This window comes from Nissabacter archeti, from assembly GCF_018257325.1.
In the GTDB taxonomy this organism is placed as follows: Bacteria; Pseudomonadota; Gammaproteobacteria; order Enterobacterales; family Enterobacteriaceae; genus Chimaeribacter; species Chimaeribacter arupi.
Map to the genome: position 1 here is coordinate 285,172 of NZ_JAERKB010000001.1, position 16,149 is coordinate 301,320.

At 59.3% G+C, this 16,149-nt stretch carries 13 protein-coding genes; 7 read left to right on the plus strand and 6 right to left on the minus strand.

Annotated features, from left to right (window positions below):
• The 7 genes from hisD to hisIE are packed head-to-tail and all read left to right on the plus strand — an operon-like array spanning position 1 to position 6,180.
• Positions 1-1,311, plus strand: coding sequence for a histidinol dehydrogenase (hisD, locus tag JK232_RS01230; RefSeq protein ID WP_212588665.1), 1,311 nt, complete (start codon positions 1-3; stop codon positions 1,309-1,311).
• Entirely contained in the window at positions 1,308-2,420 is a 1,113-nt protein-coding gene (gene hisC, locus JK232_RS01235; RefSeq protein ID WP_101828587.1) for a histidinol-phosphate transaminase, read from the plus strand. The genes hisD and hisC overlap by 4 nt, the downstream gene beginning before the upstream one ends.
• The gene (gene hisB, locus JK232_RS01240; RefSeq protein ID WP_101828586.1) at positions 2,417-3,484 is read left to right on the plus strand and encodes a bifunctional histidinol-phosphatase/imidazoleglycerol-phosphate dehydratase HisB; all 1,068 of its coding nucleotides are present in this window, start codon (positions 2,417-2,419) and stop codon (positions 3,482-3,484) included. Before hisC ends, hisB begins: the two co-directional genes overlap by 4 nt.
• A complete protein-coding gene (hisH, locus tag JK232_RS01245) occupies positions 3,484-4,074 on the plus strand; it encodes an imidazole glycerol phosphate synthase subunit HisH (RefSeq protein WP_101828585.1) in 591 nt (196 codons plus the stop codon). The genes hisB and hisH overlap by 1 nt, the downstream gene beginning before the upstream one ends.
• Positions 4,075-4,079: 5 nt before the next feature.
• Entirely contained in the window at positions 4,080-4,817 is a 738-nt protein-coding gene (gene hisA / locus JK232_RS01250; RefSeq protein ID WP_072928450.1) for a 1-(5-phosphoribosyl)-5-[(5-phosphoribosylamino)methylideneamino]imidazole-4-carboxamide isomerase, read from the plus strand.
• Entirely contained in the window at positions 4,799-5,575 is a 777-nt protein-coding gene (gene hisF / locus JK232_RS01255) for an imidazole glycerol phosphate synthase subunit HisF (RefSeq protein WP_072928449.1), read from the plus strand. The genes hisA and hisF overlap by 19 nt, the downstream gene beginning before the upstream one ends.
• Complete coding sequence (gene hisIE / locus JK232_RS01260) at positions 5,569-6,180, plus strand: bifunctional phosphoribosyl-AMP cyclohydrolase/phosphoribosyl-ATP diphosphatase HisIE (RefSeq protein ID WP_072928448.1); 612 nt, start codon at positions 5,569-5,571, stop codon at positions 6,178-6,180. Before hisF ends, hisIE begins: the two co-directional genes overlap by 7 nt.
• Before the next feature lie 83 nt (positions 6,181-6,263).
• Here the strand turns inward: hisIE and gndA are convergent, their stop codons facing one another.
• From gndA to JK232_RS01290, 6 genes are all read right to left on the minus strand, one after another.
• Positions 6,264-7,670, minus strand: coding sequence for an NADP-dependent phosphogluconate dehydrogenase (gene gndA, locus JK232_RS01265; RefSeq protein WP_072928447.1), 1,407 nt, complete (start codon positions 7,668-7,670; stop codon positions 6,264-6,266).
• Between the two features lie 312 nt (positions 7,671-7,982).
• On the minus strand, positions 7,983-8,795 hold the full coding sequence (locus tag JK232_RS01270) for a glycosyltransferase family 2 protein (RefSeq protein ID WP_072928595.1): 813 nt from the start codon (positions 8,793-8,795) through the stop codon (positions 7,983-7,985).
• A 14-nt stretch (positions 8,796-8,809) separates the two neighbouring features.
• Complete coding sequence (locus JK232_RS01275; RefSeq protein ID WP_101828584.1) at positions 8,810-9,748, minus strand: glycosyltransferase family 2 protein; 939 nt, start codon at positions 9,746-9,748, stop codon at positions 8,810-8,812.
• An 81-nt stretch (positions 9,749-9,829) separates the two neighbouring features.
• On the minus strand, positions 9,830-13,837 hold the full coding sequence (locus JK232_RS01280) for a glycosyltransferase (RefSeq protein WP_212588666.1): 4,008 nt from the start codon (positions 13,835-13,837) through the stop codon (positions 9,830-9,832).
• Positions 13,824-15,212 carry an ABC transporter ATP-binding protein gene (locus JK232_RS01285; RefSeq protein ID WP_212588667.1) on the minus strand — a complete coding sequence of 463 codons (1,389 nt, stop codon included), beginning with the start codon at positions 15,210-15,212 and terminating at the stop codon, positions 13,824-13,826. Before JK232_RS01285 ends, JK232_RS01280 begins: the two co-directional genes overlap by 14 nt.
• Positions 15,202-16,035, minus strand: coding sequence for an ABC transporter permease (locus JK232_RS01290; RefSeq protein WP_072928444.1), 834 nt, complete (start codon positions 16,033-16,035; stop codon positions 15,202-15,204). The genes JK232_RS01285 and JK232_RS01290 overlap by 11 nt, the downstream gene beginning before the upstream one ends.
• Positions 16,036-16,149: the final 114 nt, after the last annotated feature.

A 16,149-nucleotide genomic window follows, 5' to 3' on the forward strand; every position in this document is an offset into this window, starting at 1 on the left:
ATGCGCGCATTCGATCAGATTATTGACTGGCAACAGTGCAGCGCCGCCGAACAGCAGGCGTTGCTGACCCGCCCGGCGGTGTCCGCCTCGGCGCGGATCACCGAGGCCGTCCAGACGATCTTAAGCCGGGTCAGGCAGGAAGGCGATGCCGCGCTGCGCGACTTCAGCGCCCAGTTCGACAAAGTGTCGATTGACGCGATCCGCGTCAGCGACGACGAGATCACGGCCGCCGCCGCCCGCCTGGGTGATGACGTGAAACAGGCGATGGCCGTGGCCGTGCGTAATATCGAAACCTTCCACAACGCGCAGAAACTGCCGGTGGTGGATGTGGAAACCCAGCCGGGCGTGCGCTGCCAGCAAGTGACCCGCCCGATTGACGCCGTGGGCCTCTATATTCCCGGCGGCTCCGCGCCCCTGCCCTCCACGGTGCTGATGCTCGGCACGCCGTCACGTATTGCCGGTTGCCGCCGCGTGGTGCTCTGCTCCCCGCCGCCGATTGCCGATGAGATCCTTTACGCGGCCCAGCTGTGCGGGATTCAGGAAGTGTTCCAGATCGGCGGCGCGCAGGCGATTGCCGCGATGGCGTTCGGCACCGGCAGCGTGCCGAAAGTGAATAAAATCTTCGGGCCGGGCAATGCCTATGTGACCGAAGCGAAACGCCAGGTAAGCCAGCAACTCGACGGCGCGGCCATCGACATGCCGGCCGGGCCGTCTGAAGTGCTGGTGATTGCCGACAGCGGCGCGACCCCGGCGTTTGTCGCCTCGGATTTGCTGTCACAGGCGGAGCACGGCCCCGATTCCCAGGTGGTGCTGCTGACGCCGGATCGCGCCCTGGCAGAGGCGGTGGCCAAGGCGGTAGAAGAGCAACTCGCGACGCTCTCCCGCAGTGAGATTGCCCGCCAGGCGCTGGCCGAAAGCCGCTTGATTGTGGCGCGTGATCTGGCGCAGTGCGTGGAAATCAGCAACCGTTACGGGCCGGAGCACCTGATCCTGCAAACCCGCGACCCGGATGCGCTGGTTGACAGCATCACCAGCGCCGGGTCGGTGTTCCTCGGCGACTGGTCGCCGGAGTCCGCGGGCGATTACGCCTCCGGCACCAACCACGTGCTGCCGACCTACGGCTACACCGCGACCCACTCCAGCCTCGGGCTGGCGGATTTCCAGAAACGGATGACGGTGCAGAAACTGACCCCGCAGGGGCTGCTGCAACTCGCGCCAACCATTGAAACACTGGCCCAGGCGGAGCAGCTGACCGCCCACAAAAACGCCGTGACCCTGCGCGTGGCCGCCCTCCGGGAGAAACAACAATGACCGATCGTGACGACATCAGCGCGCTGGCCCGCGCCAATGTGCGGGAACTGACGCCTTACCAGTCCGCCCGCCGCCTCGGCGGCAACGGTGATGTCTGGCTGAATGCCAATGAATACCCACAAGCGCCGCATTTTGAGCTGACCGCCCAGACGTTTAACCGCTACCCGGAGTGCCAGCCGAAACAGGTGATCACCCGTTACGCGGCCTATGCCGGGCTGCGGCCGGAGCAGGTGCTGGTGAGCCGCGGGGCGGATGAGGGCATTGAGCTGCTGATCCGCGCCTTCTGCGAGCCGGGCCGGGATGCCGTGCTCTACTGCCCGCCGACGTACGGCATGTATGGCGTCAGCGCTGAAACCTTTGGCGTTGAGCGCCGCACCGTGCCCGCCAGACGCGACTGGCAGCTTGACCTGCCGGCGATTGCGCAGAGCCTCGACGGCGTCAAACTGGTCTATATCTGTAGCCCGAATAACCCGACCGGCAACCTGATTGACCCGGCCACGCTCCGCGAAGTGCTGGAGATGACGCGCGGCCGGGCGATCGTCGCCATCGACGAAGCCTATATTGAGTTCTGCCCACAGGCCAGCGTGACCGGCTGGCTGGCCGAGTACCCGCACCTGGCCGTGCTGCGCACGCTCTCCAAAGCCTTTGCGCTGGCCGGGCTGCGTTGCGGCTTCACGCTGGCGAATGAGGCGTTGATTACGCTGTTGCTGAAAGTGATCGCCCCGTACCCGCTCTCCACCCCGGTGGCGGACATCGCCGCGCAGGCGCTGAGCGGGCAAGGCATCGCGGCAATGCGCGCCCACGTGGCCGGCATACTGGAGAGCCGCGCCTGGCTGGTGCAGGCACTGCAACAGTGCGACGGCGTGGAACAGGTGTTTGCCAGCGAGAGCAACTATGTGCTGGCCCGCTTCACCGATTCCGCCACGGTATTTAAATCCTTATGGGATCAGGGCATTATCCTGCGTGACCAGAACAAACAGCCGGGACTGGCCGGATGCCTGCGCATCACGGTCGGCACCCCGGACGAGTGCCGCCGGGTGATTGACGCCCTGCGCGCGCTGCCGGCCGCGGCCGCCCCCCTTAACAGCCCCAGCAAGGAGCCGATGTGAGCGAGAAGTTTTTGTTTATTGACCGTGACGGTACGATGATTGCCGAGCCGCCGGAGGATTTCCAGGTTGACCGGCTGGATAAGCTGGCGCTGGAGCCGGATGTGATCCCGGCGCTGCTGGCGCTTCAGGCGGCAGGCTACCGGCTGGTGATGATCACCAACCAGGATGGCCTCGGCACCGACAGCTTCCCGCAGGAAGATTTTGATCCGCCGCATAACCTGATGATGCAGATCCTGACCTCACAGGGCATCCATTTCGATGAGACGCTGATCTGCCCGCACCTGCCGTCAGACCACTGCGCCTGCCGCAAGCCGCGCACCGCGCTGGTGGCCGCCTATCTGGAGAGCGGCGTGATGAACACCGCCAACAGTTATGTGATCGGCGATCGCGAGACGGACATGGTGCTGGCGCAGAACATGGGCATCGTCGGGTTGCGCTACCAGCGCGACGCGCTGAACTGGAAAGCGATTGAGCAACAGCTGACCCAGCGCGACCGCCACGCCCAGGTCAAACGCGTGACGCGTGAAACCGCCATCGAGGTGGATGTCTGGCTGGACCGTGAAGGCGACAGCAAGATCAAAACCGGCGTCGGCTTCTTTGACCATATGCTTGACCAGATCGCCACCCACGGCGGTTTCCGCATGAATATTGACGTCAACGGCGATCTCTACATCGACGATCACCACACGGTGGAAGACACCGCGCTGGCGCTCGGCGAGGCGCTGAACAAAGCCCTGGGTGACAAGCGCGGCATCGGCCGTTTCGGCTTCGTCCTGCCGATGGACGAGTGCAAAGCCAGCTGTGCGCTGGACATCTCCGGCCGCCCGCACCTGGAATTCAAGGCGGAGTTCAGCTACCAACGCGTGGGCGACCTCAGCACCGAGATGGTGGAGCACTTCTTCCGCTCGCTCTCGTATGCAATGGCCTGCACCCTGCACCTGAAAACCAAAGGCAAGAACGATCACCACCGTGTGGAGAGCCTGTTCAAAGCCTTTGGCCGTACCCTGCGCCAGGCAATCAAGGTGGACGGCAACACCCTGCCGAGCTCAAAAGGAGTGCTGTGATGAACGTGGTGATTCTGGATACCGGTTGCGCCAACCTCTCTTCGGTGAATTACGCCATCCAGCGGCTGGGCTACCAGCCTGTGGTGAGCCGTGATGCCGACGTGGTGCTGCGCGCAGACAAGCTGTTCCTGCCCGGCGTGGGCACCGCGCAGGCAGCGATGGATCAGCTCGAACAGCGTGACCTGATCGACCTGATCAAAGCCTGCACCCAGCCGGTGCTCGGCATCTGCCTGGGTATGCAGCTGCTGGCCTCCTCCAGTGAGGAGAACGGCGGCGTGCCGACGCTGGGCATTATTGATACGCCGGTCATCAAAATGGAAGATCGCGGCCTGCCGCTGCCGCACATGGGCTGGAACCAGGTGACGGCCAACGCTGACAGCCACCTGTTCCGCGGCATTGCTGATGATGCCTACTTCTATTTTGTCCACGGATACGCCATGCCCGTATGCACCGATACCATCGCTCAGGCCAATTACGGCGAACCTTTCACCGCCGCCGTCGCCAAAGACAACTTCTTCGGCGTGCAGTTTCACCCCGAGCGCTCCGGTGCCGCGGGCGCGCAACTGCTGAAAAACTTTCTGGAGATGTGAGCAGCATGATTATTCCCGCATTGGATCTGATCGACGGCAGCGTCGTCCGGCTGCATCAGGGCGACTATGGCCAGCAGCGCGACTACGGCAACACCCCGCTGCCGCGTTTGCAGGATTATCAGCAACAAGGGGCGCAGGTGCTGCACCTGGTGGATCTTACCGGCGCGAAAGACCCTGCCGCGCGCCAGATCCCGCTGCTGCGCAGCCTGCTGGCCGGGGTCAGCGTGCCGGTACAGGTCGGCGGCGGTATCCGCACTGAGCAGGATGTTGAGGCGCTGCTGGCCGCCGGCGCAGCCCGCGTGGTGGTGGGCTCCACCGCCGTGAAAGAACAAAAAACCGTGCAGGGCTGGTTTGAGCGCTTCGGCGCGGACGCGCTGGTGCTGGCCCTGGATGTGCGCATTGATGCAGCCGGCACCAAACAGGTGGCCGTGAGCGGCTGGCAGGAGAACTCCGACGCCACGCTGGAACAGCTGGTGGAGGCGTACCTGCCGTTTGGCCTGAAACATGTGCTCTGTACCGATATTTCGCGTGACGGCACGCTGGCCGGCTCCAACGTGGCCCTTTACCGCGACGTCAGCCGCCGTTACCCGCAGGTGGCGTTTCAGGCTTCCGGCGGCATCGGCAACCTGGACGACATCGCGGCCCTGCGCGACAGCGGCGTACAGGGTGTGATTGTGGGGCGTGCCCTGCTGGAAGGTAAATTCAACGTGAAAGAGGCGATCGCATGCTGGCAAAACGGATAATTCCCTGTCTCGATGTAAAAGACGGCCAGGTGGTCAAGGGCGTGCAGTTCCGCAACCATGAGATCATCGGTGACATCGTGCCGCTGGCGCAGCGCTACGCACAGGAAGGCGCGGACGAGCTGGTGTTTTATGACATCACCGCCTCGTCAGACGGCCGGGTAGTGGATAAAAGCTGGGTGGCGCGGGTGGCGGAAGTGATCGACATCCCGTTCTGCGTGGCGGGCGGCATCAAAACCGCCGACGACGCGGCGCAGATCCTGTCGTTCGGCGCGGATAAGATTTCGATCAACTCCCCGGCCCTGGCGGACCCGTCGCTGATCACCCGGCTGGCCGACCGCTTCGGTGTGCAGTGCATTGTGATCGGCATCGATACCTGGTTTGACGCCGACACCGGCCTCTACCACGTCAACCAGTACACCGGTGACGAGAGCCGCACCAAAGTCACCACCTGGCAGACGCTGGACTGGGTGAAAGAGGTGCAGGCACGCGGCGCAGGCGAGATTGTACTGAACATGATGAACCAGGACGGCGTGCGCAACGGCTATGATCTGACCCAGCTGAAGCTGGTGCGGGACGCCTGCCATGTGCCGCTGATCGCCTCCGGCGGCGCCGGGACGATGGAACACTTCCTGGCCGCCTTTAAGGTCGCCGGGGTGGACGGCGCGCTGGCGGCCTCGGTGTTCCATAAACAAATTATCAATATCGGCGAGCTGAAAACCTACCTGGCTGAGAACGGCGTGGAGATCCGACTGTGTTAACTGAACAGCAAAAGGCCCAGCTTGACTGGGCAAAAACCGACAACCTGATGCCGGCCATCATCCAGCACGCCGTGTCCGGCGAGGTGCTGATGCTGGGTTACATGTCCCCGGCGGCGCTGGAAGCCACTGAGCTGAGCGGCAACGTGACCTTTTTCTCCCGCACCAAACAGCGGCTGTGGACCAAAGGCGAAAGCTCCGGCCATTTCCTGAAAGTCGTCAGCATCACTGCGGATTGTGACCACGACACCCTGCTGGTGCTGGCCAACCCAATCGGCCCGACCTGCCACCTCGGCACCTCCAGCTGTTTCAGCCCGGCCGCCAGCGACTGGGGCTTCCTCTACCAGCTTGAGCAGCTGCTGGCTGAGCGCAAAACCGCCGACCCGGCCAGCTCCTACACCGCCAGCCTGTATGCCAGCGGCACCAAACGCATCGCCCAGAAAGTCGGGGAAGAAGGCGTGGAGACGGCCCTGGCTGCCACGGTGCATGACCGCAACGAGCTGACCAATGAGGCGTCTGATCTGGTCTATCACCTGCTGGTGCTGTTGCAGGATCAGGATCTCTCCCTGAGCGACGTGATCGCCAACCTGCGCCAGCGCCACCAGTAACCGCTGACGTTGCGCCATAAAAAAAGCCGCCGGGCTGATACCCGGCGGCTTTTTTCTGGATGGCGGTGACGCCGGGGCGGAGATTAGTCCAGCCACTCGGTGTGGAACACGCCGTCTTTGTCGATGCGCTTGTAGGTGTGCGCGCCGAAGTAGTCACGCTGTGCCTGGATCAGGTTCGCCGGCAGTACCGCAGAACGGTAGCTGTCGTAGTAGCTGATGGCCGCAGAGAAGGTCGGGGTCGGGATGCCGTTCTGCACCGCGTAAGCCACAACGTCACGCAGCGCCTGCTGGTATTCGTCAGCGATGTTTTTGAAGTACGGTGCCAGCAGCAGGTTCGCGATAGCAGCGTTTTCTGCGTAGGCATCGGTGATCTTCTGCAGGAACTGGGCGCGGATGATGCAGCCGGCGCGGAAGATCTTGGCGATTTCGCCGTAGTTCAGATCCCAGTTGTTCTCGTCAGACGCGGCTTTGAGCTGAGAGAAGCCCTGCGCGTAAGAGACGATTTTGCCGAGGTAGAGCGCACGGCGCACTTTCTCGATGAACTCAGCTTTGTCACCTTCAACGGTTTTCACCGCCGGGCCGCTCAGCACTTTAGAGGCCGCAACGCGCTGCTCTTTCAGTGAGGAGAGGTAGCGTGCAAACACGGATTCGGTGATCAGGGTCAGCGGCTCGCCCAGATCCAGGGAGCTTTGGCTGGTCCATTTCCCGGTGCCTTTGTTGGCGGCTTCGTCCAGGATCACATCCACCAGGTAGTTACCCTCTTCATCTTTCTTAGTGAAGATATCTTTGGTGATGTCGATCAGGTAGCTGCTCAGTTCGCCTTCGTTCCACTCGCTGAAGGTTTTCGCCAGCTCGTCGTTGCTCAGGTTCAGGGCATTTTTCAGCAGGGAGTAAGCTTCAGCAATCAGCTGCATGTCGCCGTACTCGATGCCGTTGTGCACCATTTTCACATAGTGGCCGGCGCCGTCAGCACCGATGTAAGCCACGCAGGCTTCGCCTTCAGCACGGGCAGCGATCTGCTCGAGGATCGGGGCAACCAGTTCGTACGCTTCTTTCTGACCGCCAGGCATGATGGACGGGCCTTTCAGCGCGCCCTCTTCACCGCCGGAAACGCCGGTGCCGATGAAGTTGAAGCCTTGCTCAGAGAGTTCGCGGTTACGGCGGATGGTGTCTTTATAGAAGGTGTTGCCGCCATCGATCAGGATGTCACCCTTATCCAGGTGCGGGGTCAGGGAGGCGATGGTTTTGTCGGTTGCTTCGCCGGCCTTCACCATCAGCAGGATGCGACGCGGTTTTTCCAGCGACTCAACAAACTCTTCAACCGTGTAGTGAGGCACCAGGTTTTTGCCTGGGTTCTCCGCGATGACTTCATCGGTCTTATCGCCTGAACGGTTAAAAATGGAAACGGAATAACCACGGCTTTCGATGTTAAGCGCGAGGTTACGGCCCATGACCGCCATACCGACAACGCCGATCTGTTGTTTGGACATTAGCAACTCCTGTCTGAAATATACGATAACCCGATTACTGCATAACCCTCTGTTATCAGGGGATTTAATGCGCCGGATCTCACAGATGAACACCCGCATTGTACATGAGAAAAGGCGCCCGTGTACCTATCACAGCCATTACATTCTTCTTACAACGCCTGGCTGCCGGCACACGCCCTTCCCTGCCGCCTTACGGGTCTGCCGGATTACTTTACCGGTAACATTGAAAAAATACAGGGCAAAATGCGCGGGCAGACGCTTAATTTTAGTGAACAATGCGCAGATGCCCTGTTAAATCCCCGCCGGCTGCGGTTATTTGGCGTTCGGCAATTCTGCCAGGCAGCGCTGATTAAGACTTTTACGCTGCCGGTCACTGAACCAACCCCACTTATTGAAATAGCGGATAGCGGAGGTGATATGGAACAGCAAGAACCGGACATCCCGGTAAGAACGGCGCTGGGACTCATGGATCACCAGCGCATCCGGGCAGTAACGCACCACGTGCTGCGCCTGGCAAACCCGGCGTGAGAGATCCACATCTTCCAGATAAAGGAAAAAGCGGGTATCGAACCCACCGACATCTGACAGCGCACGCCGGCTCAGCAGCATAAAGCAGCCGGAGAGCGACGGCGCAAAAAACGGCCGGCTGTAATCGGCGTTACGCAGCTCGTATTCCGTATTGATATTGCTGGAAAAACGCGAGATAAACCGGCGGATCAGCAATTGGTAGGGCGAGGGCAGCAATTTGCAGCCATGTTGCAGGCTGCCGTCCGGGTAAACCACTTTCGGGATCGACAACCCGGTCTGGTGGCGTACGCTGAAGGCGTAAAGTTTGTCCACTTCGCCCTGTGCAAAGGCGATATCCGGGTTACAGATCAGAATAAATTCTGCCTGTTGGCGATAACGCGTAATCACGGCATTATGGCCCGCCCCAAAACCCCGGTTGATGGGCAGCGTGATGACGTCCAGCTTCTCATGGGTCAGGGTAGAGAGCCAGCCGCAGTGGGCACCGTTATCCACGATGACCACCTTAGCGATGCTCTCCTCATTGAACAGCGAGGTCAGCGTTTCTTGAACATCCTGATACAGGTGCTTATACAGCACCAGAGAAGCAATTATTTTCACCAAAGACACCAAAATTAAAGTCTGTTGAGCAGCACATACGTGAGCGTAGTCAGCATACCTGCCGGTTGCTGATGGTAAAGGCCGGAGGCCGCAAATAACCGCAGGCGCGCCAGCAAGCCACTGTGGCGGATCTGCCTGAACGCCGCCAGCCGCCGGGCGTTGTCAGGGGTGAGATCATCGGCCACGCGCATCAGCACCTGGTAGTTGCGGTCATTCCAGCCGGCTGCCCTTCCCTTATGCGCGGCAATAAAGTTACGCAGACGCCGGAGGGGTGACATTCCATTGCCAATCTGGTTATTGCTGTGCTGGCGGTAGAGCACGGTGGGGGCCGGGTCGAACCGGATAGCGCCGCCGCAGCCGCTGACAATCTGGTAGAGCGACCAGTCATGCACCACCATCGGCGTCCCTTGTGCCTTTTGCAACAGCCGCCGGGCCTGGTGATTAAAGACCATGGTATTGCCGCTGGCAATGTTCTGGAGCAGCGCATTGCCGAACCCCGGCGCTTTACGGTAGTCCGGCGACAGCCCCGTGGGCGTGCCTTCACTGTCCGTAAGCCGGGTCCGGGAGCAATACAGCGCCGGCACCGCCGGGTCGACCGTTTCCAGCCAGGCCACTGCCCGGCTCAGCTTGTCATCCAGCCAGACATCATCCTGATCAGAAAAAGCATAATACTCCGCCTCAATCGCCGGATGACACACCATCGACATGAAATTGTCACAAAAACCCCGCCGCGGGCCGGACAACAACTGCCCGTTCACGCCCGGCTGCCGGAGAAACTGCTCAATTATTGCCGGGGTGGCATCCGTTGACCCATCATCTGATGCCCACAGCGCCCAGTGCGGGTACGTCTGCGCCCGGAAAGAGTCCAGCTGATCAGCCAGATGCCCGGCACCGTTATAGGTACCGAGCAGAATGGCGACCCGCCCTGTTATTTCTGCGTTATTTTTCTTCATGACAACCCGCATTACACCCACATCTTATATAGCCTGAATAAGAACAAAGGGAGGTAAAAAACCTCCCTTTTTTAACCCTGTTTATTCTGTCGGGGTTCGGGGTGGGAATGCTAAGGCAAAGTGATTATTCATCAGTGTAAAGTTGGGGTTAAACGCCGGATCACACGTCATCGCATGCTGATAAGTCTGTTCCATATAGGCAATTTCGCGTTTGAACCGCTCAATTTTTTCCGGCGCAAGGTCATTGCCCCGCGTCGCTGATTCGTGGTGATACAGCTCAGCAAAAGGTGTCCAAAGATTACGGTAGCCCGCATCACGCACGCGGATACAGAAATCGACATCATTGAAGGCTACGGTCAGGTTTTCCTCTTCCAGGCCGCCCACCGCCGTATAAATCTCCTTCCGGATCAACAAACAGGCGGCTGTCACTGCCGAATAGTTCTGAACCAGCCAGGCCCGGCCAAAGTAACCGGGGTTATCACGGGTAATCCCTAAATGCACATGCCCGGCTACCCCGCCCATCCCCAGAATCACGCCGCCATGTTGCAACGTATCATTCGGATACCATAAACGGGCCCCCACAGCGCCGATCTCAGGGCGCACTGCATGGCTGACCATTTCATCCAGCCAGTCAGGCGTAATCACCTCAATATCATTATTGAGCAGGCAGACCAGCTCACCGCGGGCCACATTTACCGCCTCATTATTCAGGGCGGAATAGTTGAAGGGGCGGTCATCGCGCAATACGGTAATGTTGTCATGCTGATCAAGCGCGGCAAAATAGGCCAGCGCATCTGCATCATCACTGCCGTTATCCACCAGGATGATTTCATAGTTCGGATACGTGGTTTTTTCCGTAATGCTGTCAATGCACTGCTGCACCAACTGCTTGCCGTTGCGGGTCGGGATAATGATAGACACCAGCGGCAACACGTCAGGCAGGGCATATTTCACCCGCATCATCGACATGCCCTCTACCGCTTCATCTACCTCCGCCCGGATGTTGCAGCGCTCAAGATGCTCTTTGACCACACGCATGGCGGCCAGGAAAGCATAAGGTTTTTCGCCCCCGCCGGCAGCGGTACTGCCGGGGATAATCCGCCAGTGGTAAAGCACTTTCGGGATATGGTGCACCGCCTGGTGACCGGCAACCTCTATGCAACGCAAAGCCAGATCGTAATCCTGGCTCCCTTCCACCCCCAGCCGGAACCCGCCGATCTCTTTAATCAGGCTGTGCTTATAGACCCCAAGGTGCGAGAACATATTTTGCGACAGGAACAGATCCGGGTTCCAGTCCGGCTTGAAATAAGGGTGGCAGCGCACGCCCTCAGGGTCAATTTTGTCCTCATCGCTGTAGAACATGGCGGCATCAGGGTGCGCCAGCGCCGCTTTCGCGACGTCAAACAAGGCGTTTTCCGGCAGCAGATCATCATGGTCCAGCAGGGCGATATACTCGCCGCTGGCCAGCGCCAGCGCGCTGTTACTGGCTGCGGAGATATGCCCATTCTGTTCGCGCAGGCAGATTTTGATCCGTGGGTCGCGCGCCGCATAGGACTTCAGGACCTGCTGTACCTCAGCGTTTGGCGAGCAATCATCCGCAATGCAGAGTTCCCAGTGCGGGTAGACCTGGCGCATCACAGACTCAATGGCTTCGCTCAGTAAATCGGCCGGCGGGTTATAGGTCGGCATCACGACGCTGATGACCGGGTGGCGTGCGAACGCCGCAATCTCCTGGCGTGCCTGGTCGCGCTTTGCCTCATCGAAGGTGTCGTAAAGCGCCACCCACTCGACATAGTCGGCACGGCGCTGGGCCGGCGTTTCAATCGCCGCCTGATTCAATTTTCCGCGCGCACGGGACAGAATGCCGCTGACGCCTTCACGACGCAGGGTACGGTAGACCAGCTTGGCGAGCGGTTTCCAGCCCCCCATTTCGCGGGCATAGTGCGGCGCATTTTTTGCCAGGCGGCCAACAGAGTGTGCTTTATGCACGGCAAAATGCGCATATTTGCGTTTATCTGCCGGCAAACGGCGGCTGATGGCCCGTAACGGGGCGGTGGCACGCCAGCTCGCTGAGGCATACACGCCGCTCAGATTGTGGTCAAGGTTGACGGCATGTTGGTTGAGATTGGCCAGATGATGATTCAGATCAGCAGCTTGCTGGCTCAGCTCAGCAATTTGCTGATGCAGCGCGTCAACCTCCTCCTGGGAGTAACCTACCGGGTCAGGCATGATGCTCAGGGCATTCAGCCGCTCATCCAGCGTCATATTCTCTTTGGTCAGAATATGCTGCACCTGAACCAGCAAATTGTTTTCCTGCGTCAGGCGGTCAATATACTGCTGGAAGGTCAATGTCTCTTTTTCGGCGGACGCGCGTAACTGGCCAATGTGCTCAGCCAGCTGCGGCAGATTGATCCGGGTCCGCAGTGTGACCGGGCGCAACTGATCCGCAATCGGCGCGGCAACCTTATTCTGGATACGGGCCATAAAGGCAGCATCCTGCTCCAGATAAGCCCGGCCATCCTCTTCGTCACAATCAAAGCCCAGCGCCTGCATCAACGACAGGGTCAGCTGGAAAACATTGCTGTTGCACTCCGGCGGCAGGCTCTCCAGTGACGTGATACGGAACAGGGAGTGGTAGATCCCGCGGTAGGCGACATACCCCAGCGACACAGAGGCGTCCAGTTCCCATTCCAGGTCAAAATAGACAATCTCGCCGGAAGGCGTGCGGATAGCGTTAAAGGGCAAGGCATCCTGATATTCGGCAGGCAGCGCCAGATCTTTGTCATAACGCCCCGTTGGCTGCCCGGCGCGGGTCAGCAGACTGTCCAGCCAGATGGCCGCCCAGTCACAAACCTGCTCGATGCGCCAGCCTGAGCCATTCACCAACTTCAGCAGATCCTGCCACAGTGAGCTGCCGTGGATAAATGCGTTCTCTTCCGGCTGATTACGGCAAACCGGGCTCAGCCCAGCCGTGTGCTCGACCATCGGGCCGGTGATGACTGACAGGTCACCGGTTTTTGTATGCTCAAAGCGGGTCACTTTGTTAAAGGCCGGGATCCGGCCATCGGAATAGTGGTACGCGGCGGTTTGCGGGTGGATCGGTGCTTCTGGCCGGCGGCTGCTGACCATCAGGAAGGAGTTGGCCAAATCCGGTGCCAGGCCGTTTTCCCAGATGCTTTTGGTCGCCTGTTCCAGTGAGAAGAGGTACTCCGGGATCTGCTGCGGGTCCTGGTGTACGGTTTCAATGGCCAAATGGCTCAGCTGGGCAGCACTCTCCTGCCAGCCAGCCGGTGTCACCACCGTAACCGGCAACTTATAGTCCGGCAGCGGCAGGTACTCTTCTACGCTGTTAAAACCGCTGCGGCCCAACAAGGCGATCAGATCCTGGCGGCCAAGCGTGGACACCCCGTTGTCTGCGTAGGCGTTGTTGATCCCCACCATGGGCTTGCCGAGGTGATCTTCATTGGCACCGGCGAAATATTTCAGGCCCAGTTTGTTTTCAATGGCGACGAAGAGGCGGCCTTCCGGGCTAAGGCGTCGTTCGCAATCCTGCAGCAGATGCTGCTGGCCCTGCGTCCCCAGGAAGACGTTGGCATATTCCAGCACACCGATCAGCAAGACCGCATCGAACTCGCCTAAATCCGGCAGTTGGTCACTGGGCGCGGAAATGACGGTGACGTTCGGCAGGTCACGGGTACGCTGGCGGGCAATCTGCCCACGCCGCGGGCTGCCTTCAACAGAAACGACCTCTGCACAGGACTCGCCGAGGAAGCGGGTGATAGCCCCGCAACCACAGCCGATTTCCAGTACCCGTTTCCCGGCAAACCAGGATTTGAACGGCAGCAACAGATTTGAACGGCGTGAAATAAGATGGTACGTGGAGGGCCAGTCCTTCATCTTCTCACTCAGCTCCAGCGAGTAGACGCTCAGGTCGCGGGCCTGCGTTACCGCGTCCAGCACGTAGTTTTCAACCTCATCCCCGTCGTTATAGGCGAACTCTTGCTGAGTATTCAGGCACCAGACACCGGTTTGTTCATTCAGTGAAAAACCGTGTGTGGAGAGGCGGTGTGGTACATCAATCTGTTTCAAATTTAATTCTCGCATTCAAATCAGCCAAACCGGTGAACGTCCCTACCGGTTGCACAGTGAGATGGATTGAATCATAACGGCGGTCATGTGGAATGATTTCACCGGCCGCAGAGCAACTGGCAATGCCTACGGAGACAAAATAATCGCCTTCATACAGCGTGACCGGCATCACCACGGTCACCAGGGCCTCAGCACCGGCCATGCCTTCATTCAGCAGCTCGATATTCTGGATTTCAGAGTTGGTGTTGTAAATGGTCACCCCCTCTTTGGTTTTTACGGCAAAACCGAAAATAGGCCGGACAACCAGGCTGTTGAAGCGGACGCGAAACACAAAGCGGATATCTTTGCGCGGCGTCAGGCTCACCGGATAGGGCTCGTCATCCTGCTGCAGATGGAAGTCCACCAGCTCAGCAGCGCGATCACCCCAGCGGTATTCCGCCGGGTTATAATTTACCCGCTCCTCATACGCGCCATTCACCAGATTTTTCAGGTTTCCGGCAACGGCAGAGGCCGTTTTTCCCTCTTCCCGTGCGGAGCGCGCCGTTTCGCCGATAACGGCTTCTTCAATCAGCGCCTCCGCCTCTTCACGCGCCCCTTTTTCTGCCTGCGGTTTACCGAACAGGATATCCAGGTAGCGGTTAACCACATCACGCGGCTTGCCTTGTACCTGGACGTTGCCGCCATCCAGCAGCAGTGCCGTGTCACAATGGGTGACAATCTGCTCAGTGGCATGGGAGACAAACAGGATAGAGGTGCCCTGCTCTTTCAGCTTTTTCAGGCGGGCAAAGCACTTGGCCTGGAATTTGGCATCACCGACCGCCAGCGCTTCGTCAACAATCAGAATTTCCGGGTCAATCTGCGCCTGAACGGCAAACGCCAGGCGCACCAGCATCCCGCTGGAATAAGCCCGCACCGGGGAGTCGATAAAGTGGCCGATGTCAGCAAACGACAGGATGTCATCCAGTTTGGCATCGGTCTCCTCTTTGCTTAACCCCAGCAGGGAAGCATTCAGGTACACGTTGTCGCGCCCGCTGAAATCCGTGTTAAACCCGGCGCCCAGCTCCAGCAGTGCCGCCACCCGGCCGTTGACCTTAACGTCACCGGACGTCGGTGTCAGGGTACCGGCAATAATCTGCAACAGGGTCGATTTACCGGAACCGTTACGGCCGACAATCCCCATGGTCTGGCCGCGCGGCAGCGCCAAAGAGACATCCCGCAGTGCCCAGAAATCCTGGTGGTAAACCCGCGGCTGGCGGCCAAGACGGCGATCCAGCTGAGGGACAATGAACTGTTTGAGGCGACGGACCGGGCTTTCATAAACCTGATAGCATTTGCTTATATTTTCAATGCGGATCGCAAAATCTTCAGAGGACATCAGCAAACCCTTTTCTCGTCTTTTGGAACCAGGCATAACCCAGCCACATCACACCCAGGGCAACCAGGGCATAGGTGCCCAGGCCGGCAAAATCAGGCATTTTTCCCCAGATCAATACCGCCCTGGCCTGCTCAATAATAAAGGTCAGCGGATTCAGCAGAATGACGGGCTGCAGCTCTTGCGGCAGGGCAGAAATCGGGAAAAACACCGTGGACAGGTACATGGTCACGATCATCAGCAGTGACACGGTCTGGCCGACGTCCCGGAGAAACACCCCGAGTGACGCGACAAACCACGCCAGCCCCAGCGTCAGGAACAGCAAAGGCAAAAATACCAGCGGCGCAAATATCGCCGTCCAGTGCAGGAAGCCATTAAAGATAAAGAAGGCAATCACCAGCACGATAAGGCTTATCAGGCTGTGGAACAGCACCGAGCAGAGGGTCACGATAGGCAGGATTTCCAGCGGAAACACCACCTTTTTGACATAGTTCGCATTTTGGACAATCAGGAACGGCGCGCGGTTAAGCACCTCGGAAAACAGCCCGTGAATAATCAGGCCGACAAACAGGATGACGGCGAAATCGGTTTTGGACTCTGTGGCACCGCCACCGGCCCAGCGGGCCTTAAAGACCACGGAGAACACCAGTGTGTAGACCGCCAGCATAAATATCGGGTTAATAAAGGACCAGAGCAGCCCCATGACCGAACCTTTGTAACGGCCGATAACATCCCGTTTGGCCATCTGAAAAATGAGGTTCCGGTGCCCCCAGGTGGTGGCTGCCAGCGAGAGCAGCGAGGTGGGCTTACGTGAATGTGGATTCATTACCTTTCTCTTACCTTACGTCCTGAACCCTGCCGGCACATGTTGCCTGCCGCGCAAAACGGGCGGCAGGCAGAGGCTTACAGGGGTATGGTGAACCAGCATTACTGAGCCATG